The organism is Mesorhizobium sp. M2E.F.Ca.ET.209.01.1.1 (assembly GCF_004010375.2).
Lineage (GTDB): Bacteria > Pseudomonadota > Alphaproteobacteria > Rhizobiales > Rhizobiaceae > Mesorhizobium.
Genome location: NZ_SADP02000016.1, coordinates 88,506 through 110,739 on the forward strand (window position 1 = coordinate 88,506; position 22,234 = coordinate 110,739).

Consider the following 22,234-nt stretch of genomic DNA (forward strand, 5'->3'; position numbering starts at 1 on the left):
GGGCTTGCCGCAAGCCCGGGCGGCGCCATATCTACATCCTGGGAAGGGTCGTTATCGCTTCTTAGGTACCGTGATGGCATCGGCGTTCACGCGCGTTTTGGCGCGAGGCCCTTCGGATCAGCAAGTGGGGACTAAAATGCCGGCGACACGTTCGCCGGCAAGGAGCAGGCTTAACCCTGGCGGCCTTCCTGCGCGACCCGGGTGGGGGAGCTTGTCAGGCGTGGGACGACGACAAGGCGCTTGATCTTGCCGCTTTTGTAGGCGGCAAGGAAGCGGTGATAGTCCTTGAAGACGACGCAGCCATTGGATTCCGCACGGCCGCCGCGCAGCATGTAAGTGTGGGCGAGCAAGCCGTTGCGGCCATATTTGTTGCTGCCGCTGGTCGGCGTGAGCCTGATAGCCTCGACGCCATGGAAGCGCGATTCACGCATCGACAGATTGTAGGTGTCCGGCGGCGTCGGGCCGACATTCTTGCGATTGACGAAGCGTGGCTGGTCGACCATCGACCCCAGTCCCGAATGCGCCTCGAGCTTGGAGCCGTCGGGCATGTAAACGGTTCTCGCCGAAATATCGTAGACGGCGACGCCATTGCCCGTCGAAGGCCCATTGAACAGGCTGCGGAAAGCGCCGCCAAGGTTACCGCGCTCCGGCGTGTCCGGCTTGGCATAGGCGAGCATTTCCGACGCCTGCGCCTTGCGCTTGCCGGGCTTGGTGTCGGCCACTATCGGCTTCGAATTCGCCACGCCGGGCAGGGCCTGGTCGCCGCTTCTCGGTGAAACCGCCGTCGGCGCGCTTTGCACGGTGTCGGATTCGGTCGGCTGCGGCTTGGCCTTGGCGGCCTGCGGCTTCGCGGCCTCCGGCTTCTGCGGCTTGGCCGCATTCTGTTCGGGCGCCTCGGTGGCGCGCTCCAGCGTGGTGCGCGGGCGAAGACCGGGCACGGCAATGGCATCGGGCAGATCGTCCTGCGGCGGCAGCGAGGCGACCTGGTACCCGCCGTCCTTGCCGTTGTCCGCACTGTTAGCAGCATCGGGGCCGGCGACATTGGGCGCGTCGCTGTTTTGCAGCGCGACGGCAGTCGGAACATCCGCCGTATCCTCGGGCGCGACGTTGGCAAGCGCCAGCGCCAGCTCGGAAGCTTCGGGGGTCTCGGCCGGCTGTGGACCGAAGCGGGCCTCGATCGGGGCGTCCGGCTGCGCGCCGCCAAAGCGGCTTGCCGAAGGCAGGCTGGCCAGCAGGAACGGCGCTTTCTCGGCGCGGGCAAAGGCATCGGCAAGCTTCTGCGGCGAAAGCGCCGCCCGCTTCACCACGCCGTCGAAACGGTCGACGACTCCGGCAGCCGAAGCAACCACGACGACCTTTTCATGCGCGACGCTGTCGGGCGAGGGCAGCCTGAGGCGCGCCATCTTGCCGTCGAGAACTTTATCCTTAAGTTTTTCAGTAAGTTGGCCGCCCTGCCTGAAGCTTGTCGCGAGGCTGAAGCAGCCGGCATCGCAACTCCCGGTGAGCGAGCCCGGCTTATAGCCGCCATTGACGCCAAGATGCAGCGCCCAGGCATTGGCAATCTGCCGGCGCTGGTCGCCAAGCGCGATGGTGCGCGGCGAAAGCACGCCCTGCGGCAATCCGTTGGAAGCGGCGGTCAGCGAGGTGCTCACCGAATAGAGTCCCGCCAAGGTTGCGGCGGACCATAGGGCGAGGGCGGCGCCGACAGCAGGCACCAGGACCCAACGATGACCAGACTTTTTCGAAGCTACCCCCCCATGAGGAGCGTCACCCCGGTTTTTCAAACGCAAAAACGCCATACGACCACTCTCAATCGGCATGCCGGTTTGCGGACCTGGCACCCGTCACGATCACAGTTCGCCGGTGCCCCCTGCACCTTCACGCGTCTGTTGCCGATTGATTCAAAAGATGGACAAAGATGGTTAACCAATCCCTCCACCAATCGCCGATTTGGCGACGGTCCATACGAAAAAAGAGCCTTCCATGGTCTTCGCCACGGTAAAAATGCTCTCCCTCACCCGCTTTGCTGCCCGTTTTTCGGGCCTCTGTCAAGAAACCGTGAAGACCGGAACCGCAACATCTTCAGCCGGCTAGAGGTGGATTGGGGTCAAAATGCGACCGTTCGGCGAACCTTGAAACAGGCAGGCCGGAAATGTTGTGGACCAGCCGATCGGGCGGCGGTCCGGGATCGCTCTTCGCGCCATCCGGACAAAAACACCCGAAAAAAGTCACTGCGGGTGGGAGCGCTTCGGCCGCGACATCGCTCTTGACCTTCCAGTTACTGGAACCCGTAGCGTGCTCAAAGGATCGTCCCGGCGGCGTCCTTCCCAACCGAGATCCAGGAGAAAAAATGCATCGACGCGGTTTTCTGGCGGCAGGCCTGGCGGCGGTTCTGGCGACCCCGCGCTCTGGCGCAAATGAAGATGGACGACATGTCGAACATGGACTCCATGCCCGGCATGGATATGAGCAGTCATGCCGGCCATGACATGGGCGCCATGACGCAAGCGCCCGCGGCGCTGCCCGAGGGCGAGGCGCTGCGCGAGTTGCCGCTGCTGGCCAACAAGGCCGGCCGGCCCGGCCTGTTCAAGGCGCGGCTGACAGCCGAGCCCGCCACGGCGCGCTTCGTTGAGGGTCAGGACACGTCGATCCTCGCCTATAACGGCACGAGCCCAGGGCCGTTGATCGAGGCTTACGAGGGCGACCGCGTCGAGATCACCTTCGCCAACCGGATCGCGGGTGAGCAAAGCACCATCCACTGGCACGGCATGCCGGTGCCCGCCGACCAGGACGGCAACCCGATGGACCCGGTTGCTGCGGGCGCCGACCGCGTCTACGCCTTCGAGCTGCCCGTGGGCTCGGCCGGTTCCTACTGGTATCACCCGCATCCGCATGGCCGGACGGCCGAGCAGGTCTATCGCGGCCTTGCCGGCGCTTTCGTCGTCAAGGCGAAAGCCGATCCGGTTCCGGCGGCCTATGGCGACACCGCGCTGATGTTCACCGACCTTCGCCTGGCCGCCGACGGATCCATGCCCGACAACACCATGATCGACATGATGAACGGCCGCGTCGGCGACCATGTGCTGGTCAACGGCCAGAAGAACCCGAAGCTGGCGGTGGCGGCGGGTGCGAAGCGGCGCTTGCGGTTCTACAACGCCACCAATGCGCGCTTCCTCAGGCTCGCCTTCGCCAACGCCTCGATGACCGTGATCGGCAGCGACGGCGGTCTCCTGGAGAAGCCGGTGGCGGCCGAGGAGATCCTGCTCAGCCCGGCCGAGCGCGTCGAACTGGTCGTCGCTTTCGACCGGCCGGGCGCCGCCACGCTCACCACGCTTCCCTACGACCGCGGCTGGATGGGGCCGGGCCGGCCCACGGACGCCGGGTTGACGCTGCTGACGGTCGGTGTTTCCGAAACGCCGGCCGAGGCGATGCCGCCGCTGCCCGAGCGGCTAAGGCCGATCGCGCCGCTTGGGACTCCCACCGTCAGCCGCCGCCTCGTCCTCACCGAGGCCATGACGATGAATGCCGCGAGCATGGGGATGGACTTCCTGATCAACGGCAAGGCGTTCGACATGGGGCGCGTCGACATCGTCGCCCGGGCCGGCGATACCGAGCTTTGGGAAATCGTCAACCAGGCCGACATGGACCATCCGTTCCATATCCACGGCACGCAGTTCCAGGTGGTCGAGCGCGAACAGGGCGGCAAGGTCGCCAAGCCGCCTTATCTGGCGTGGAAGGACACGGTCAACGTGGCGCGCGGCGAGACGGTGCGGCTTCTCACGCGCCAGGAACGCCCGGGTGCGCGCATGTATCACTGCCACATCCTGGAGCATGAACAGCTCGGCATGATGGGCATCGTCGACGTGCTGGCATGAGGGATCGCATAATTGTAGCGGCGGCGATGCTTGCGCTCGCCGGCCCGTTGATCCTTGCTCCGTCGCTGGCGGCGGGGCCGGGCGACCCCATCGTGGCGGCGCGCCAGGCCTCGATGAAGGAGATGGCGGCCGCAGCCAGGGCGATCGCCGAAATGTTCGACGGCAAGCGCGCCTATGAACCGGCGGCCTTCAAGGCGGCGGCGGACAACCTGAGCGGCCGCGCCGGCGCCCTGACCGGCGAATTCCCGCAGGGCACGCTTGGCGCGCCGTCGGCCGCCAAACCGGAGATCGACCAGGCCCGGCTGGAGTTCGAGGCGCTCGCCCGCCATATCGGCCGGCTCGCCGATGCGCTCGCGGTCAAGGCCGGGAACGCGCCGCCCGGGATCACCGCCGACATGCGGATGACCGGGCCGCCGATGGATGGCGGCAGCCTGCTCGGCAAGCGCCCCGGCGCGGCTGAAGCTGATCCAGCCACCATGCCGGCGGAACATCTCCTGCACCTCATCCTGCAGGACTGTACGAGCTGCCATTCGAAGTTCCGGCAAAAGCAACAGTAAGGCTGCCACCGACACGCGCTTTTCCGCGCAATCAAATCAGTATGTGCTAATATAATGAGGCCATGCTCATTCGTGCATGACAGGTTTAGGGAGGATGCGATGAAGACGATGAATCGTAGATCCGCAATCGCGCTCGGCGTGACGGCCGCAACGGTTGCTCCCCTGTTCGCCACGGCAACATTTGCGAAAACCAAGAAGTACGGTGCGAACGAAGGCAAGGAGATCGCGCCGGGCGTCAGAGTGGTCGAGGTCGGCACCGGCAACTCCGACATTCCCGCCTACAAGAGCATCTCGATTGTCGACGTGGTGTTTCAGCCCGGAGCGCACGCCCCTCAGACCGTGATGGATAACGACATGGTGTGCACCATTACTTCCGGCGCATTCACTATCAAGAAGGCGGACAAGGAGTTCAAGCTCAAGGTCGGTGACATGTACACCTGCTCCAAAGGCAAGACCGACGAGGCGACGAATACCAGCAAGGAAGTCGGCGTGCATCGCATCGCCGTCCTTGTGCCCGCGTAAAAGACAGAGCGCTCAGCTCTTTCATAGGGCGCTGAACCGTTCGACGGAAGGCCTTGACGATTTGCCAAGGCCTTCCCGTAGGGGTATGTCGCGGCCGCCTTGCGGTGCGGCTTTGCTATCGCGAGAATTCACGGCTGGACGCCTTCGCCATGAGGATCTTTAGGCTAGAGGCCAAGGGTTGCGGGCGCCAGTTCGCCTTTGGCCATTTCGGATCCCGATCATCCACAGCTTGGGTCATGGCGACCGTCGCCCAGCTCCGATTTTGACCGGCGCGTATCACAAAAGTGACGCGCCCGCGCCCCTATATGCTAGGCTTATCCCGTCAAAAAGGGTCATCGTTATGGATGCCAGCGAATTGCAGGCCATAGGCGACACGCTGATGCGCCTCGTCACCCCCAGCATGACGCCGAAGGATCTGGTCAAGGCGGTGCGCAAGGAGCATCCCGACGCCAAGAAGGACATCGCCCGCGCGGCCTTCCACGCCATCATCGCCAATGCCGACCAGGACCCCGGCAAATCGCGCAACCTCCAGGCTTTCGCGCTTGCCGAGCGCACCCAGCAATCGGAATAAATTGCCGCGAATTGTAGCGTTGGGCTTGCCGGAAACTTAATAAGCGACTTCTAATTTAATGGCTCCGCCGGCAATCAGCCCCAACGGGGTAGCGAGCCATGACCAAAAACCTCGGCAATGCCAAACCCAGCGCTCCCGCCAAGGAGATAAGCGCCTCGCTGTTCAGCAGGGCGGCGCCGGCGCTGTTTCCGCTGGTGGTCGCGGCGCTCGGCTATCTCGTCGGCCGGCATTATCTCGGCCTTTGACGCGCGGCCGGCTGCAGGTGGTTTTCCAGTCTGATTGTAATTGGTCCGTTTCGGCCCTACGCTTGAAGCTTTGGTCCTAGGGCCTAGGTCGTTCTTGCCCTTGCATGGGCGCGAGCGCATCCTTTCCTGTAGCCGGCGGCCTCGCAAACTCCGGTTAGGCCCGGCCGCCGAACCCAGTATCACCCCCCAAGGCTGCCGGGCCGCCCCATCGCTCCGCGAGTTATGTCCGCCGGGGATCAGGCAGCGTAGGCGCCATAATCGTTTTTATTTCTCAGATTCCAAAAATCTGTTGAGTATCGGCGAGTGCCTTTGCACTAAAGAACGATCAGCTCCGCTTTTCGGCAACTTCGCGCGCTCTAGATCCTATTGGGTCTAGACATCAGATACTTGGGCCGAAGGGCAGGGGCCGTATATGGTAACAAGCGAGCCAGACAGCGTCCGTGTAAAAGCCATCAATGGCCAATGGATCGTGCGCGTCGTCGAGGGTGGCAGGCTGACGCAGCAAGTGTTCGATATTCACGAACAGGCCGAGAGCTTCGCCGAGGAGGAGCGGCTGCGACTGGGGCTTCCCGGGGAGCCACCGGCCGAGGAGCCGGCCGGACCGCTGCAGAGCGGACCGGATGGTTGAGATCGTCGACGCTCATAGCCAACTGTGAAAATGCGGGACAAATCGGCGGACGGCACGCGGGCGTTGCATTTGCCTCGACGCACTGAACCGCCCGCTGACCCCAAGCGTTTGGACATAGGTGGCCGGCGGAGCGCGGTATTCCGCCTTCGCTATCCCAGATGTTGCGCCCTGAGCGTCGCCTTCATCCGCCGCAGCTCCGGCTCGCCGCCGGCCGCGAGGTCATCGGCGATTCGGGCGAGCTTGTCGTCGGCCTTGCGGTGTTTGCTGCCCCAGGCCCCCAGCGTAGCCAGCACCGGCAACAGGTCGATGCCGGCCTCGGTCAGCCGGTAGATCGACTTCAGGCCATGGCTGGGATCGTCGCTTCGGGTGAGGATGCCTTCGTCCTGCAGCGTCTGCAGCCGCTCCGCCAGCGTGCGCGACGAGATGCCTTCGTCGGACTGCAGGAATTCGCGAAAATGCCGTTTCCCGGCGAAAGCCAGGTCGCGGATGATGAGCAGCGTCCAGCGGTCGCCGAGCATTTCGAGCGAGAGGCTGATCGGGCAGCCGGACCGTCCCTTGGTCGCCATTAATATGCTTCCATTTGTAAACCAATTTACTATTGACACCATTATCGCATTGCGTCAAATGGTTCCAAAAGTAAATCATTGGCGAGGAGAACGAAGATGAGGAAGCTGATCCTGCAGATGCAAATGTCGGTGGACGGCTTTGTCGGCTCCGATGAGGATCGTCGCTGGCAGCTTTGGGAATGGGGCGACGACAGCGCCTGGGACGAGGAGCTCAAACAGGATTTCAATGCCGTCTTCGCGACCGTCGACACCATCCTGTTGAGCCGCAAGATGGCGGAGGAGGGCTACCTTGCCCATTGGGGCAATGCGGCGAAGAAATATCCGAAGGATCGCTTCTATGCTTTCGCGCGGCGCATCGTCGAGGCTGAGAAGGTGGTGGCGAGCAACAGGCTCGGAGCTTCGCGCTGGGAACGGACACGGGTCGTAAGCGGCGACCTCCCGCGCGAGGTCGATGCGCTGAAGCAGGGAGAGGGCGGCGACATCGCGGTGTTCGGCGGCGCCGGCTTCGCCTCGGCGCTGATCGCCGCCGGCCTGGTCGACGAGTTCCAGCTCTTCATCAATCCGGCGGTGCTGGGCAGCGGCCGCCGCATCTTCCATCAGGGCGGATTTGCCAGGTTGAAACTCCTCGGCTCGAAGTCCTATGCCTGCGGTATGGTGGTAAGCCGCTACGCTCCGGCGCAATGAGGGGCCGAGACAGCGCAGAACGATCTGCCTTGAATCAATTCGGCAGCGTGCCTTCCTAAAGCACGTCGCGATCTTTCAGATTCGCTCATGCGCTTTAGGTTTTTTGATTTTGCGCATGTCTTTATCCCGAAACCGGTTACCACTTTCGGGAGACATGCTTTAACCGGCTGTGCGGCCGTGTTTTTCCAAAGCCAGCAACCTGCCATCGGCGCTATGACCGATGACCCGCAGCCACGCAACCCGCCGGCCGCCTTGCGGCCAGGGCATAGGATCATTCGCCACGGCGACGAACCAGCGCGCTTCACGCGATGTAAGTCCGATTAGCACCCGGCCGGCAAATTCCACCGGCGCGTCGTTGATCGTATCAACCACCGCCCAACTGTGATGGGGCGGCTCCTGCACCGCGACGAACCTCATTCGAGCCCCCGCTCTGATGAGACTCTAATATAGCAGACGCTGATTGTCGTTCCTATGACCTGGCTCACACAGGCGCATAATTGCAGGGGACAATCCCGACCGGAAACCCGCGCCGCCTTTCCTTACAGCGGCTGAGCCGCCTCACTGCCCCGCCTGGTCGGCGTCGGTCAGCGTGCCGAGGAAGGCGACGATGTCGTCGATCTCGGCGTCGGTCAGCGCCGGTCTGTCGCCGGGTTTCTTGCCGTTGAAGGGCGGGTCGGTGTTGAGGTTCGGCCAGTAAGCCTTTGGCAGGTCGTCGAATTTGTGCACCGTGCCGTCCGCCTTCTTCGGATACCAGCGCCCAAGATCCGTGTCGCGGCTGGCGTAGAAGGCGACCGCGTCGCGCAGCGTGTGGAAATAGCCGTTGTGGAAGAAGCTTTTGCGCAAGGCCACGTTGCGCAGCGTCGGCGTCTTGAACAGGCCGCAATATTCGGCGCGGCCCTTGAAATCGGTGCGCAGCGGACCGCACAGCCCGAGGTCGAAGTAATCGGAATCGGCATTGGCGGGGATGGCCGGATTGCGCGGCACGGCGATCGCGATCAGGCCATAATCGGTGAATTGCGGCGGCTCGCCGTCATTGGCTGGTTCGCTCAAGTGGCAGCTCGCACAATTGCCCTTCGCCTCGTCCTCGAACAGCATGCGTCCACGCAATTCCTGCGCCGAAAGCTGTGCCTTGCCGGCAAGGAAGGCGTCGTAGCGGCTGGAATAAGGATAGAAGTCGGTGCCGCTCTGCTCGAAGGTGCCGAGCGCTTCAACCGCCGCGTCGAAGGCGTCCTGCGGATGGTCGAAGACATCGACGCCGAAGGCCGCCTTGAAGGCGTCCGCATAGGGCACCTTGCGCAGGCTGGCGGCCACCTGGGCCTCGTCCTTGTTGCCCATCTCGAAGGGCGAGAGCAGCGGGATCCTCGCCTGATCCTGGCCGTGGTCGGCGCGGCCATCCCAGGTCAGGCCGCCGGTCGGGCCGTTGTCGATGCTCTCGTCGCCTTCGTCCTCGGAATCGTAAAAATGCTCGGTGAAGGCTGGCGCCGCCTGCAAATAGCGCAGCGACGGCACCGCGCGAACACCGGGCTGGTCGAGCTTCGCCCCGCCCATCTCGATCGGCGAGGCAGAGGCCGGTCCGAAGGCGTGGTTGGGATCGTGGCAGGACGAGCAGGCCTGCTTGCCGGAAGCCGAAAGCGAAGGGTCGAAGAACATTTTTCGCCCGAGCGACGTCAGTGCTTCGGCGCGCGCATAGGCTTCCTGGCGTGACATCGGGCCGGGATGGACGCTGGAAGGCTCCGCGGTGTTGGCTGGCACGATGAAGCCGACGATCGAAGCCGCTGCAATGACGACCGCCCGGCTTTGCCATCTTCCCATCGTCATCGGTGCCATCCTGAATTCTGCCGGGAAGTAAGGAGGCAGTGCAAAAGATTGATGACCAGTCTTCGCGCTCACGAAACCGTGTTTGAGACGGCGCCAAATGTCACAAAGGTGATAAGGCATCGAAGTAGCTGGGTCCATCCTGTTCGTTATTCTCGCACACGCATAGCCGTCCTCCAGCCATTCCCCAGCCACGAGGCACTTCCCAATGACCCGGTCTTTTCTCTCCCTTTGCCTCGCCACCACGGCGCTGGCATCGCTCGCCGCTGCTGCCCTGGCGGCTCCTCCCGGCTACGACAAGATCGACACCGTCGTCGTCATCTATGCCGAGAACCGCAGCTTCGATAATCTCTATGGCGGCTTCCCCGGCGCCAACGGCCTGGCCAACGTGTCGCCGAACCAGGCGCTCCAGCTCGACCGCGACGGCAAGCCGCTCTCCGAATTGCCGCCGGCCTGGGGCGGGCTGACCGGCAAGGGCGTGACGCCGGCGGTGACGGAAGCGCAGAGCGCGCATCTTCCCAATGCCGTCTTCGCCATCGACGATCCCAAGGGTTTTAACGAGAACACCGGCGTCATCACACATGACCTGTGGCATCGCTTCTATCAGGAGCAGATGCAGATCGACGGCGGCAAGAACGACAAGTTCGTCGCCTGGGCGGATTCCGGCGCGCTGGTGATGGGCCATTACGATGGCTCGAAGCTGCCGATGTGGGCGATCGGCCAGAAATATGTGCTGGCCGACAACTTCTTCCAGGGCGCCTTCGGCGGGTCCTTCCTCAACCACTTCATGCTGGCCTGCGCCTGCGTGCCTTATTATCCGAATGCCGACACCAGCCCAGCGAAGGGCCAGATCGCGGTGGTCGAGCCGGATGGCGTGACGCTGAAGCCGGCCGACAATTCGCCGGCCTCCGCACTTGGCGGCGTGCCGAAATTCGCCAATGACGGATCCATCACGCCCGACTTCTACGCCGTCAACACCATGCAGCCGCCTTATCAGCCGAGCGCCAACAAGCCGGTCGAGGGTGGCGACAAGGCGCTGGCCGATCCGTCGCAGCCGAACACGCTGCCGCCGCAGCACGAGATCACCATCGGCGATCTCCTGTCGCTCAAGGGTATTTCCTGGGCCTGGTATTCAGGCGCCTGGCAGGCCGCGCTTGACGGCAAGAACGCGACGCCCGTGCCGAACTTCCAGTTCCACCACCAGCCCTTCAACTATTTCGCGGCTTATGCGCCCGGCACCGCCGCGCGCGCCGAGCACATCAAGGATGGCGGCCTCGGCGGCGAAGAGTTCATCAAGGCGATCGACGACGGCAAGCTGCCGCAGGTTTCCTTCTACAAACCGCAGGGCAACCTCAACGAACATGCCGGCTATACCGAGGTGACCTCGGGCGACCAGCATTTGGCCGACATCGTTTCGCATCTGGAGAAGAGCCCGCAATGGGCCCATATGCTGGTCGTCGTCACCTATGACGAGAATGGCGGCTTCTGGGACCACGTCGCGCCGCCCAAGGCCGACCGCTGGGGCCCGGGCAACCGCGTCCCGGCCTTCATCATCTCGCCCTACGCGAAGATGGGCTGCAAGGGATAGTCGCCCGAGACAAGGCGCTGCGCAACAACGACCAGTCGCCGATGGGGGATCTCAGCGCCGCGCTGGATCTGACGAAGTAGGATTGAGACATCTTGTGCAAAAGGCCCGCTTGGCGGGCCCTTTGTCGTTCTGCCGGCAAGATCGCGTCGTCAGGCGGTAAGGGCGCGCGGTGCCTCGAAAAAGGCTGCGAGCTCGGACGCCGGCATCGGTCGTCCGAACAACCATCCCTGCACGTCCGTGCAGCCGTTCTCCTTGGCCAGGCGGTACTGATCCTCGGTCTCGACGCCTTCGGCGGTCGTGGTCATGCCGAGCGTTGAGCCGAGATCGGCGACCGCCTTGACGATGGCACGGCTCTCGCTGCTTTCGCACATCAGGCTGACGAAGCTGCGGTCGATCTTGATACGGTTGAACGGGAAGGACCGCAGATAGCTCAGCGAGGAGTATCCCGTCCCGAAATCGTCCATGGCGATGCCGACGCCGAGATCGCGCAGGCTGTGCAGGGTCTTGATCGTGTGCTCGTTGTGCGCCAGCAGCACCGACTCCGTGATCTCGAGCTCTAGCCGCGACGGCATGAGGCTGGAGGCTGCGAGCGCCGCGGCGACTTGAAGCGGCAGCCCTTGCTGCTTGAATTGGATCGGCGACAGATTGACCGCGACTTTGACGGGCAATGGCCATTGGGCGGCGTCGGAGCAGGCTTGCCGCAAGATCCATTCACCGAGCGCGTCGATAACGCCGGTCTCTTCAGAGAGGTGGATGAACTCCGACGGTGCCAGCAGGCCGAGTCGCGGATGGTTCCATCGTACGAGCGCCTCGAAGCCGGTAAGCTTAGAGGTCATTGCCTCATGCAGCGGCTGGTAGTGGAGCACGAACTGATTGTCTGCCACGGCCACGGCCAGTTCAGCCTCGAGTTGGCGGCGCTCCTGAAGTCGCGCATCCATCCCCGGCTCGAACGACCGGCAGGTGCCGCGGCCTTCCATCTTGGCCTTGTAAAGGGCAAGGTCGGCATTTCTGATCAGGACCTCGGAGCTCTGTCCGTCCTCGGGAAAGACGGCGATGCCGATGCTGCTACCGATGTTGATCGTGTGGCCCTGAATGGAAAATTCGCCGGAGAGCGCATGGATGACTCGGCTCGCCAGCCCTCCGGCCTGGTCGTCGTCATCGAACAGCAACTGCAGGATTGTGAATTCGTCGCCGCCGACCCTCGCCACCATGGCGGTTTCACCGGCCTGCTGCTTCAGCCGCGCCGCCACGGCGCGCAAAAGCTCGTCGCCGACCGGATGGCCAAGCGTGTCGTTGACCGGCTTGAAGCGGTCGAGATCAATGCAATGCACGGCCAGCTTCTCGGCGTCCCTGAGACTGCGCAACGCCTCGTCCATCGTATCCGCCAGCAGCCTACGGTTCGGCAGGCCAGTCAGGATGTCATGGGTGGCCAGGTGCTGGATCTCGGCTGTGCGTTCATCCACCCGCCGTTCCAGGGTCTCGGCGGCCTCTGTCTGCATCGACATCGTGCGCCCGATTGCATACCAGCACACCAACGCCAGCAGGGTGACGATGGCGGTTGCGGCATAGCTCGCAAGTTCGAACTGCCGCACCGACTGGACATCGACATCGTTCTCGAACCGGCTGTTCGGGAATCCGGCCCAGAGCCGCCACGCGCTTCTCGGATCGTTGAGGGAAAGCGGGATCACTTCCGAATAGATCAGTTTTGGATCGGGGGCGGTGAAGGAACTTGTATCCGCCGCCAGCGACGTCGAAAGCCGATGCTGGTCGGACTCGAAACTGTAGTCCGCATTGACGATGACATAATCGGCGCTGGGCAGAAGCTTTCTCAGCGCCGAGGTAAGCATGATGGCCGAAACCGAGCCCCGCAGGCTGCCGTCGGCCGCGAAAACGGGAACCGACAGGATGAAGCCCGATCGGTCGGCGTCGTTGCCGCTGTGGATGAAGTCCGTGTTGTCGCAGGTGATCAGCTCTTTCGTGCCGATGATCGGTACGTTGAGCCCTTCGATATTGCTCGAAGTCGGATAGTTCGCCTTGAGCCAGGCAAGCTGCCTGGCGAGCTCGTGGTATTCATAGGTCTCGACCTCTTCGGGCGGACGCGTCAGCGATTGATTGTCCAGCGTTGCGAGTTTTTTGGCGCTGCTGGCGTCGGTCCTTGCCCTGGCGTTCACGATCAACTGGTCGAACTGGAGGATCGGCTCCTCCAGCTTTCCCGTCACCGGGTCGAAGCGATCGGGGTCGAAATCCAGCGGCAGGAAGTAGACTTCGGAGATGGAAACGTTGTTGGCCAGGTTGTTGTAGATCTGCTGGATCGTGGCGCGGCCTTCCTCGCCGAGATTCGTGCCATGGCGATCGAGGTTTTGCACGCTCGGCAGGTAGGTTAGGGTCCGGACATTCTCATAGATGGCGCGCAACGCGTCTTCGACGGTTTTGGCGGTTGCCCGCGATGCCGCCTGGGAGTTCTCGAGGTAGCGTTCCTTGGCGAGCGCGAAGTCGCGCTGAGAACGGATGTGCAACGCGGCCAGCGTCGCCGCGCCGGTCACCATGATCAAAGCAAATCCGGTCATTCGCCAGAAGGCGTTCATCCGCAAAGCGTCCTACAATCTGCAAGAGATATCGCTTCACGGTTTAGGAACCGCTAATGTGCCTTAGCCCTTCATCGCAACCCGGATCGTGCGATCGATTTTCGAGCCCACGCGGCCAACGGCCGAAAGAGGTGGGAGGCCGTTCCCGCCAGCTTTTCCAACGTTTCGCCTGCGCGACAGCCTGAATCAATCCGGCAGCCCGCGCCGCCATCTCCTTGCTTGCCTAGGATATTTCACAAGTCGAGGCGCCGCGCTCACTCCGCCTCATCCACCCAGATCAGGCGCAGCAGCCGCAGCAGCGTCGCCCGTTCCTTGCTGCTGAGACGCTGCAGGAATCGGTTTTCGTGCCGGCGCACCTTGAGCCGCCAGGCGGGCATTGCCGCCTTGGCCGCCTCGGTCAGGCCGAGTTTCCGTACGCGCTTGTCCTCTGCATGATCGTCGCGCTCGATCAGGCCGCGCTCCTCCAGTTCGGCGAGCAGCGGCGCCATGTTGGCGCTCTTCATGCCGAGCAGCCGGCAGAGCTCGGCGGCGCGGATGCCAGGCCGCTCGTCGATCAGCGCCAGCATGGCATAGGTCACCGGCCGCAGTGACGCTTGCGCCATCTCCACGGAAAAATTGTTGAGCGCCAGCGCCGATGCGCGCCTCAAATTGTAGCCGATCTGTGCGTCGAGCGCGTCCTCGCCGGGGACATCGCGAACCCTGGTCTCGTCCATGTCCGATCGATCGCCGCAACCCATGCCCTTGTCAAGGTAAAAATACTATGCGACATAGCAAAGATAAGGCTATGCAGCATAGCAATCGGAGGAGGAGACCGGCATGACCGAGAAGACCAGTGAAACCGAAGACGCGGTTGCCTTCGATGTCGAGGGCGGCATCGCCTGGGTCCGCTTCAACCGGCCGGCCAAACGCAACTCGATGAGCCCGACGCTCAACCGGCGCATGATGCAGGTTCTCGACGAGCTCGAATTCCGGGACGATGTTGGCGTTCTGGTGTTGTCAGGCGAGGGCGCCGCCTGGTCGGCCGGCATGGACCTCAAGGAATATTTTCGCGAGACCGAGGCGAAAGGCCTGGGCGCGGTGCGCAAGGCGCAATCCGAAGCCTATGGCTGGTGGCGGCGGCTGCGCTGGTACCGGGTGCCGACCATCGCCATGGTCAATGGCTGGTGCTTCGGCGGCGGCTACGGCCCGCTGTTTGCCTGCGACCTCGCCTTCGCCGCCGACGAGGCGCAGTTCGCGCTCTCGGAGATCAACTGGGGTATCCTGCCCGGCGGCGGCGCCACCAAGGTGGTGGTCGATCTCCTGTCCATGCGCGATGCCATGTATCACGCGCTGACCGGCGAGCTGATCGACGGCCGCAAGGCGGCGGCCTGGAAGCTGGTCAATGAGAGCGTGCCGCTAAGCGGGCTCAAGGCGCGCGTCACCGAAGTGGCCGGGGTCCTGTTGAAGAAAAACCCAGTCGCGCTCAAAGCGACCAAGGATGCGATCCGCCGCGTCGCCGAGATGACCTACGACAATGCCGAGGACTATCTGGTGCGCGCGCAGGAGGCGGCGAATTCGTTCGACAATGAAGGCCGCAAGGAAGGCATCCGCCAGTTCGTCGACGAAAAGAGCTACAAGCCTGGCCTCGGCGCCTACGACAAGGCGAGATGATCCGGAATGACCTGACGCCGTGCCGGCATTGATGCCGGCCGGCAACCGATACGGCGCGTGACACGGGAGGAGAACGCAAATGCCGGCCTGGACGACACCCGATCCTGTCGCCCTGCATGCCCGGGCGCAGCCAGACCGCCTCGCTTGCGTCGATCTCGCATCCGGCCGGCGCTGGACCTACGCGGCGCTCGACGACGCCATCCAGCGCGCGGTCGCTGTGCTCGAAAGCCATGGCATAGGGCAGGGGCAGCGGATCGCCACGTTGGCCCGCAACAGCGCCGATCTCGTCATCCTGCAGCAGGCGGCGATGCGTCTTGGCGCTATTTTCGTGCCGGTCAACTGGCGGCTCGCCGTGCCCGAGCGCCAAGTTATCCTGGCCGATTGCGGCCCCTCGTTTCTGGTGCACGACGCCGACCTGGACATCGCGGCGCCGTCCGGCTGCGCGCCTGTCGCGGTCGCTCGCTTCGCGGCGGCGGTGGAAGCGGCGGCGCCGGCGCCGCGCCGTCCCTTGCCGGAAGCCGACCGGCCTTCGATCATCCTTTACACTTCAGGCACGTCGGGCCGGCCCAAGGGCGTCATCGTGACGGAGGCCAACGCTTTCGCCACGGCCGTCAATTTCGGTGTCGTCGGCCGCGTCGGCCATGACAGCATCGTCCTTTGCGACGCCCCGATGTTTCATGTCATCGGCCTGATCACCAATCTTCGCCCCGTCCTGCTGAAGGGCGGCACGGTCCTGATCTCCTCTGGCTTCGATGCCGGCCTCACCAATCGCCGGCTCGCCGACCCCGATCTCGGCGTCACCCATTATTTCTGCGTGCCGCAGATGGCGAAAATGCTGCGCGAGCATGCAAGCTTCGCGCCCGCGCGCTGGACGTCGCTCAAGGCCCTTTTCACCGGCGGCGCGCCGAATCCCGCCGCGGATGTGCTTTGGTGGCTCCAGCAGGGCGTGCTCATGGCCGACGGCTACGGCATGACGGAAGCCGGCACTGTGCTCTGCGTGCCGCCGCAGGCGGATCGCATCGCCGTCAAGGCGGGGTGCGCCGGCCTGCCGGCGCCGTCGGTTTCGCTGCGCATCGTCGACGACGCCGGCAACGATGTCGCGCCTGGCGATACGGGCGAGATCTGGCTCGCCGGCCCCAACGTGACGCCGGGCTATTGGAACCGGCCGGACGAGACGGCGAGCGCCTTCAGCGCGGACGGCTGGTTCCGCACCGGCGACATGGCGCGGCGCGACGACGACGGTTTCGTGACCCTGGTCGACCGCCGCAAGGACATGTTCATCTCCGGCGGCGAGAACGTCTTCCCGGCCGAAGTCGAGACGGCGCTGCTTGCTCATCCCGACGTCACCGAAGCCGCGGTGGTCGGCATCGCCGACGCGCGCTGGGGCGAGGTCGGCCGCGCCTTCGTCGTGCTGCGGCCCGGCTGCGCGCTCGACTCCGACGCGCTGGTTAGCCACTGCGCCGTGCACATCGCCCGCTACAAGGTGCCCAAGGAATTCCGGGCGGTGGCAGCGCTGCCGCGCACGGCGTCAGGTAAGGTTCAGAAGCATGTGCTGCGGGGGCTGGCATAAGGAGCGCAAGAGGGGAATAAGCGCGGCGACCGGTTCCAAGGTGCCTGCGTCCGTCTGCGTTGCCCCCTTCGCATTCAACGATTGCCCTGTTGAATTCGTGCCCGCTATGACAGATCTGTCAGCCATCATGGCCGGAAGGATTTTGCAATGAGCGAGCTGAAGATCAGAACCCGCAATGTCGGCGCGCTTGCCGTCCTGCCGCCGGGCGGCCTGCCGGCGGTCACGACGCCGACCGGCGGCACGGTCGATGTCGTCACCCAGGTCAGCGCGCCGGGCTTCAATCCGCTCGATCTGCTTTATGCTTCGCTGGCCGCCTGCATGGTGCTCAGCGCCCGCATCGCCGCCACCCGTCTCGGCGTCGCCGACCGGCTGGGCGAAGTGAAGGCGGATGTCGGCGGCGAGAAGGCGAAGGACGAGCCCTCGCGGGTCGCGACATTCAACATCAAGCTGGAAATCACCGGCGATCTCGACGCCGCGACGAAAGAGCGGATCCTGGCTGACGCCGAGGACATCTGCACCGTCTCCAACACTCTGCGCGGCGCGCCGGCACTGCACGCGACGCTGGGGTGAAGCCGATGGCGCATCTCTCCGCGATCGACTACGCCACCGCCTCCGAAGACATCCGCGCCGAGCACGACCGCGAACTCAAGCTGCGCGGCCGCATGACCAACATGAAGCGCATCCTGCTGCATTCGCCCGCCGCGCATCGCATCTACGCCGAATGGTTCACCCTGCGCGACCTTCTCAAGCCCACACTCGACGACCGAGCGATCTGGCTGTTCTCGAAGGCGATCGCCGAGACGATGCGTGCCGAAATCCCGGTGACCTTCTTTCGCCGCGCGCTGATCGAGAGCGGCCTCGATCCCGAAGCGATAGCGCTGACGGCCGCCGAAGCGCTGCTGATGCGGTTCGGCAAGGCGGTCGCGGCCGATGCCAACTCCGTTCCGGATGAAACCTGGACCGCGCTCAAGGCGCGCTATGACGAGACGCTGCTCGTCAACCTCACCGCCTTCGCCGGCATCATGGTGGCGACCTGCGTGTTCACCAATGCGGTGAAGGTCGATCTCGATCCGGAACTGGAGAGGTATCGCCGGGGGTGAGGCTGCTGATCTCCCCCCCTTGCCCAGCAGGGCAGAGGGGGGTGCTGTCCCGCCGACCTAACCAAGCTTAGGTTCCTCGCCCCCGCCAAAGGCGGGGGAGAGGTGGCCGCGAAGCGGACGGAGAGGGGGCCTTCGTAGGGCGCTCCCCCTCTCCGTCTCGGCTTCGCCGAGCCACCTCTTCCCCATTTTATGGGGCGAGGAACCTTGATCCTGCGCCATCGCGTTCCTTCACATCTCTCCTCTGGCCTGCCCGCCATCTCCCCCGCAAGGGGGGAGATTGGCAGTTCCAGCGCTCCGCCAACTTGCCACGAATCGGGTGGCTCCTTTCCGTCGCGTGCCCCATCTTCGGGACAAGCAAGGAGCCATCCCGATGACCATCCACTCCCTCAACACGAAACGTGCCAGTCGCTCCGCCGAATCCCGCGTCGCGGCACAGGATTGGCGCGGCATCGTTTCCGACCTCAATACCCATGGCTGCGCCGTCATGCCCGGCCTGCTGTCGGCGGAAGAATGCGCCGACATCGCTGGCCTCTATCCGCATGAGGAGCATTTCCGCAGCCATGTGATCATGGCGCGTCACGGCTTCGGCAAAGGCGAATATCGCTACTTCAAATACCCGCTGCCGGATCTGATCGAGGGTCTGCGCACTGCGCTCTATCCGCAACTGGCCACGGTCGCCAACGACTGGAACGAGAAAATGGCCGTATCGCTGCGCTATCCGGCCGACCACGCCGCGTTCCTGAGGCGCTGCCATGATGAGGGCCAGACCAAGCCGACGCCGCTTCTCCTGCAATACGGCCCCGGCGACTTCAACTGCCTGCACCAGGATCTCTACGGTGCGCTCGCCTTTCCGCTGCAGGTGGCGATCCTGTTGTCCGAACCCGGCGAGGATTTTACAGGCGGAGAATTCGTGCTCACCGAGCAGCGCCCGCGCATGCAAAGCCGCGCCGAGGTGGTGCCGCTGAGACGCGGCGACGCAGTGGTCTTTGCCGTGCACAACCGGCCGGTGCAGGGCACCAAAGGATATTACCGGGTGAATTTGCGCCACGGCGTCAGCCGCCTGCGGTCGGGGCAGCGGCATACGGTGGGGATTATTTTTCACGATGCGAAGTAAGGCGCGGCGACGAAGCTGCTGATCTCCCCCCTCGTGGGGGAGATGCCCGGCAGGGCAGAGGGGGGCGCGAAGGATCACGGCATTCGATTTATTCCTTATCCCGGCCATACAGTTGGCGGAAGAACGCGCGGCAGAAAGTTGAAACGTCGGCGCGAGGCGCCCCCCTTCTGGCCTGCCGGCCATCTCCCCCACAAGGGGGGAGATCGGCTGTCACGCCGGCCCTCGCCAATCTTCAGCGCTCTGCGGCGCTTCTGCCTCTTCCCTCCGTACCCTCATTCGCGTACACGCCCGGACAAATCCCGCCACCTCAGCGCAGTTGCCCGGACCGCCCCATGATCCGTCTCGAAAATATCGGCAAGCAGAACGGCCGACAGATCGTCTTCATCGAAGCTTCGGCCGCCTTGCAGAAGGGCGAGAAGGTCGGGCTGGTCGGCCCGAACGGCGCCGGCAAGACGACCTTGTTCCGCATGATCATCGGTGAGGAGCAGCCGGACGAAGGCCAGGTCTCCGTCGATCGCGGCGTCACCATCGGCTATTTCAGCCAGGATGTCGGCGACATGGGCGGCTTGAGCGCCGTCGCCGAGGTCATGGAGGGCGCCGGGCCGGTAAGCGCGGTGGCGGCCGAGATGCGCGAGCTGGAGCACGCCATGGGCGATCCGGAGCGCGCCGACGAGATGGACGCAATCATCGAGCGCTACGGCGAGTTGCAGCACCGCTTCGAGGAGCTCGACGGCTATGCGCTGGACGGCCGCGCCCGCGAGGTGCTGGACGGCCTCGGCTTTTCCCAGGAGATGATGGACGGCGACGTCTCGAAACTTTCCGGCGGCTGGAAGATGCGCGTCGCGCTTGCCCGCATCCTTTTGATGCGGCCCGATGTCATGCTGCTCGACGAGCCGTCGAACCATCTCGATCTCGAAAGCCTGATCTGGCTCGAAAAATTCCTCAAGGACTATGACGGCGCGCTGCTGATGACCTCGCATGACCGCGAGTTCATGAACCGCATCGTTTCCAAGATCATCGAGATCGACGCCGGCGCGCTCACCTCCTATTCCGGCAATTACGAATTCTACCAGGAGCAGCGGGCTCTCGCCGACAAGCAATTGCAGGCGCAGTTCGAGCGCCAGCAGGCGATGCTGGCCAAGGAGATCGCCTTCATCGAGCGCTTCAAGGCCCGCGCCTCGCATGCCGCGCAGGTGCAGAGCCGGGTGAAGAAGCTCGACAAGATCGACCGCGTCGAGCCGCCGAAGCGCCGCCAGACGGTGGCCTTCGAGTTCCAGCCGGCACCGCGCTGCGGCGAGGACGTGGCGACGCTGAAGGGCATCCACAAATCCTATGGCAGCCGCTCGATCTATTCCGGCCTCGACTTCCAGATCCGCCGCCGCGAGCGCTGGTGCGTGATGGGTGTCAACGGCGCCGGCAAGTCGACGCTGCTCAAGCTGGTCGCCGGCGCTTCCGAGCCGGACGAAGGCTCCGTCGCGCGGGGTCCCAGCGTCAAGATGGGCTATTTCGCTCAGCACGCTATGGAGCTGCTTGACGGCGAGCGCACCGTCTTCCAGACGCTGGAGGATAATTTCCCGCAGGCCGGCCAGGCGCCGCTGCGCGCGCTTGCCGGCTGCTTCGGCTTCTCCGGCGACGAGATCGAGAAGAAGTGCCGCGTGCTTTCGGGCGGCGAGAAGGCGCGGCTGGTGATGGCGCTGATGCTGTTCGACCCGCCCAACCTCCTGGTGCTCGACGAGCCGACCAACCACCTCGACATCACCACCAAGCAGATGCTGATCGAGGCGCTGTCGCAATATGAAGGCACGATGCTCTTCGTCTCGCACGACCGCCATTTCCTGGCGGCGCTGTCGAACCGCGTGCTGGAACTGACGCCCGATGGTATCCACACCTATGGCGGCGGCTACACCGAATATGTCGCGCGCACCGGCCAGGAAGCGCCGGGGCTGAGAGGGTAGCGATCTTATTCAGAGCGCGCCGTAGACGGCGTCGATCAGCGCCTCGCGGCGCGGGTCCACATCGTCGAACCCCAGCATGCGGTTGGTGACATAGCCGAACCCGACGCCGGCGCTGGGATCGGCAAAGCCGATGGCGCCGCCCCAGCCGGTGTGGCCGAAGGTTTGCGGCGATGCGCGGCCGGCATAGACAGGATCCTCGATCTGATAGCCGGCGGCGAAGGCGGTGGGCAGCGCGAAGCTGTCGTCCATGCCGCGAAAGCGCGGCCTCGCGGCCTCTTCGATCGCCGCGCGGCCGATCAGGCGCTTGCCTTCAAAAGTCCCGCCCGCCGCCATCATGCCGTAGATGCGGGCCAGCGCATGGGCGGTGGACTGGCCGTTGCCGCCCGGCACCTCGGCGGCGCGCCAGGCGCGGTCGTTTGGCGCCAGGGCGCGGGGCGCCGGGTTGTCGCAAGCTTGAGGAAATGGCGAGGCGCGCACGAAGTCGACCCACTCCGAAGCCTTCGGGCCCTCGATCATCTCGGCTGCCCGGGCATCCTCGGGCTCCGGCAGGCCGACATGGAAATCCGCCCCCAGCGGTCCCGCGATCTCTTCCGCGATGAAGCGGCCGACGCCGCGCCCGTCGACGCGCCGCAGCACCTCGCCGGCAAGATGGCCGTAGCTGAGCGCATGGTAGACGCAGCGGCTGCCGGGCTCCCACAGCGGCGACATGCCAGCAAGTGCATCCGTATAGGGCGTCCAGGCGAGCAGGCCTGCCTCGTCCATCGGCACGGCGAGGCCGTTCAGCCCGGATTGGTGCGACATCACCTGGTTGAGCGTGATGCGCTCCTTGCCGGCTTCCGCGAATTCCGGCCAATAGCGCGCGACCGGCGCGGCATAGTCCAGCTTGCCACGCTCGACCAGCATGGCGATCGCCAGCGCCACGACGCCCTTGGTGCAAGACCAGACATTGATCAGCGTGTCACGCCGCCACGGCCGGGTGCGCGCGGCATCCGCATGCCCGCCCCAAAGCTCGACGACCGTCTTGCCGTCGGCCACGACCGAGACGCCGCCGCCATGTTCGAGACCTACAGCGAAACACCAGGCAAACGCGTCGCGCACGCCGGCAAAACGCGGATCGCAGAAGCCTTCTATGTTCATGTCCGGATTCCCACCAAATGCGCCTCAGCCGAACAGCTTTGTCACGAAGCCGCCGAACCAGGCAAGCCGCGC

The 22,234-nt window shown here is 64.3% G+C and carries 20 protein-coding genes and 1 pseudogene; 14 read left to right on the forward strand and 7 right to left on the reverse strand.

Going from position 1 to position 22,234, the window contains the following annotated elements:
- Positions 1 to 170: 170 nt before the first annotated feature.
- Positions 171 to 1,652 carry a DUF2778 domain-containing protein gene (locus EN852_RS25885; RefSeq protein WP_246694398.1) on the reverse strand — a complete coding sequence of 494 codons (1,482 nt, stop codon included), beginning with the start codon at positions 1,650 to 1,652 and terminating at the stop codon, positions 171 to 173.
- 771 nt (positions 1,653 to 2,423) lie between these two features.
- Here EN852_RS25885 and EN852_RS25890 point away from each other — a divergent pair.
- The 6 genes from EN852_RS25890 (at position 2,424) to EN852_RS25910 (ending at position 6,398) form a co-directional block, all read left to right on the forward strand.
- Positions 2,424 to 3,875, forward strand: coding sequence for a multicopper oxidase family protein (locus EN852_RS25890; RefSeq protein ID WP_246694399.1), 1,452 nt, complete (start codon positions 2,424 to 2,426; stop codon positions 3,873 to 3,875).
- Positions 3,872 to 4,432, forward strand: coding sequence for a cytochrome c (locus EN852_RS25895; RefSeq protein ID WP_127878100.1), 561 nt, complete (start codon positions 3,872 to 3,874; stop codon positions 4,430 to 4,432). Before EN852_RS25890 ends, EN852_RS25895 begins: the two co-directional genes overlap by 4 nt.
- Positions 4,433 to 4,531: 99 nt before the next feature.
- Positions 4,532 to 4,954 (forward strand): hypothetical protein, encoded by a 423-nt coding sequence (locus EN852_RS25900; RefSeq protein ID WP_127878102.1) that lies wholly within the window; start codon positions 4,532 to 4,534, stop codon positions 4,952 to 4,954.
- A gap of 340 nt (positions 4,955 to 5,294) precedes the next feature.
- Positions 5,295 to 5,525, forward strand: a complete 231-nt coding sequence (locus tag EN852_RS25905) for a hypothetical protein (protein WP_127878104.1) — start codon at positions 5,295 to 5,297, stop codon at positions 5,523 to 5,525.
- Positions 5,526 to 5,623: 98 nt separating this feature from the next.
- Positions 5,624 to 5,770, forward strand: a complete 147-nt coding sequence (locus EN852_RS40970; protein WP_189401139.1) for a hypothetical protein — start codon at positions 5,624 to 5,626, stop codon at positions 5,768 to 5,770.
- A gap of 412 nt (positions 5,771 to 6,182) precedes the next feature.
- Positions 6,183 to 6,398 carry a hypothetical protein gene (locus EN852_RS25910; protein ID WP_127878105.1) on the forward strand — a complete coding sequence of 72 codons (216 nt, stop codon included), beginning with the start codon at positions 6,183 to 6,185 and terminating at the stop codon, positions 6,396 to 6,398.
- A 149-nt stretch (positions 6,399 to 6,547) separates the two neighbouring features.
- On the opposite strand, the gene EN852_RS25915 is transcribed toward EN852_RS25910, so the two are convergent.
- Entirely contained in the window at positions 6,548 to 6,964 is a 417-nt protein-coding gene (locus tag EN852_RS25915) for a helix-turn-helix domain-containing protein (RefSeq protein ID WP_127878107.1), read from the reverse strand.
- Positions 6,965 to 7,060: 96 nt separating this feature from the next.
- On the opposite strand from EN852_RS25915, the gene EN852_RS25920 reads away from it, so the two are divergent.
- Positions 7,061 to 7,648, forward strand: a complete 588-nt coding sequence (locus EN852_RS25920; RefSeq protein WP_127865041.1) for a dihydrofolate reductase family protein — start codon at positions 7,061 to 7,063, stop codon at positions 7,646 to 7,648.
- 159 nt (positions 7,649 to 7,807) lie between these two features.
- On the opposite strand, the gene EN852_RS25925 is transcribed toward EN852_RS25920, so the two are convergent.
- Together EN852_RS25925 and EN852_RS25930 are read right to left on the reverse strand one after the other, a co-directional pair.
- Positions 7,808 to 8,065, reverse strand: a complete 258-nt coding sequence (locus tag EN852_RS25925) for a hypothetical protein (protein WP_127878109.1) — start codon at positions 8,063 to 8,065, stop codon at positions 7,808 to 7,810.
- 141 nt (positions 8,066 to 8,206) lie between these two features.
- Entirely contained in the window at positions 8,207 to 9,466 is a 1,260-nt protein-coding gene (locus tag EN852_RS25930; RefSeq protein ID WP_127878111.1) for a cytochrome-c peroxidase, read from the reverse strand.
- A 205-nt stretch (positions 9,467 to 9,671) separates the two neighbouring features.
- On the opposite strand from EN852_RS25930, the pseudogene acpA reads away from it, so the two are divergent.
- Positions 9,672 to 11,131, forward strand: a pseudogene (gene acpA / locus EN852_RS25935) (acid phosphatase).
- Between the two features lie 69 nt (positions 11,132 to 11,200).
- On the opposite strand, the gene EN852_RS25940 reads toward acpA, so the two are convergent.
- A complete protein-coding gene (locus EN852_RS25940; RefSeq protein ID WP_127878113.1) occupies positions 11,201 to 13,636 on the reverse strand; it encodes an EAL domain-containing protein in 2,436 nt (811 codons plus the stop codon).
- A gap of 254 nt (positions 13,637 to 13,890) precedes the next feature.
- The gene (locus EN852_RS25945; RefSeq protein ID WP_127878115.1) at positions 13,891 to 14,349 is read right to left on the reverse strand and encodes a MarR family transcriptional regulator; all 459 of its coding nucleotides are present in this window, start codon (positions 14,347 to 14,349) and stop codon (positions 13,891 to 13,893) included.
- 103 nt (positions 14,350 to 14,452) lie between these two features.
- Between EN852_RS25945 and EN852_RS25950 the strand changes: the two genes are divergently transcribed.
- The 6 genes from EN852_RS25950 (at position 14,453) to EN852_RS25975 (ending at position 21,025) form a co-directional block, all read left to right on the forward strand.
- On the forward strand, positions 14,453 to 15,286 hold the full coding sequence (locus EN852_RS25950) for a p-hydroxycinnamoyl CoA hydratase/lyase (RefSeq protein ID WP_127878117.1): 834 nt from the start codon (positions 14,453 to 14,455) through the stop codon (positions 15,284 to 15,286).
- Between the two features lie 79 nt (positions 15,287 to 15,365).
- Entirely contained in the window at positions 15,366 to 16,856 is a 1,491-nt protein-coding gene (locus EN852_RS25955) for an AMP-binding protein (RefSeq protein ID WP_127878119.1), read from the forward strand.
- A gap of 147 nt (positions 16,857 to 17,003) precedes the next feature.
- Positions 17,004 to 17,426, forward strand: a complete 423-nt coding sequence (locus EN852_RS25960; protein WP_127878120.1) for an OsmC family protein — start codon at positions 17,004 to 17,006, stop codon at positions 17,424 to 17,426.
- Positions 17,427 to 17,431: 5 nt separating this feature from the next.
- Positions 17,432 to 17,956 (forward strand): hypothetical protein, encoded by a 525-nt coding sequence (locus EN852_RS25965; protein WP_127878121.1) that lies wholly within the window; start codon positions 17,432 to 17,434, stop codon positions 17,954 to 17,956.
- A 370-nt stretch (positions 17,957 to 18,326) separates the two neighbouring features.
- A complete protein-coding gene (locus EN852_RS25970) occupies positions 18,327 to 19,070 on the forward strand; it encodes a 2OG-Fe(II) oxygenase (protein WP_127878122.1) in 744 nt (247 codons plus the stop codon).
- Positions 19,071 to 19,402: 332 nt separating this feature from the next.
- Positions 19,403 to 21,025, forward strand: a complete 1,623-nt coding sequence (locus tag EN852_RS25975) for an ABC-F family ATP-binding cassette domain-containing protein (RefSeq protein WP_127878123.1) — start codon at positions 19,403 to 19,405, stop codon at positions 21,023 to 21,025.
- A gap of 9 nt (positions 21,026 to 21,034) precedes the next feature.
- Here EN852_RS25975 and EN852_RS25980 read toward each other — a convergent pair whose 3' ends face one another.
- The gene (locus EN852_RS25980; RefSeq protein WP_127878124.1) at positions 21,035 to 22,162 is read right to left on the reverse strand and encodes a serine hydrolase domain-containing protein; all 1,128 of its coding nucleotides are present in this window, start codon (positions 22,160 to 22,162) and stop codon (positions 21,035 to 21,037) included.
- Positions 22,163 to 22,234: the final 72 nt, after the last annotated feature.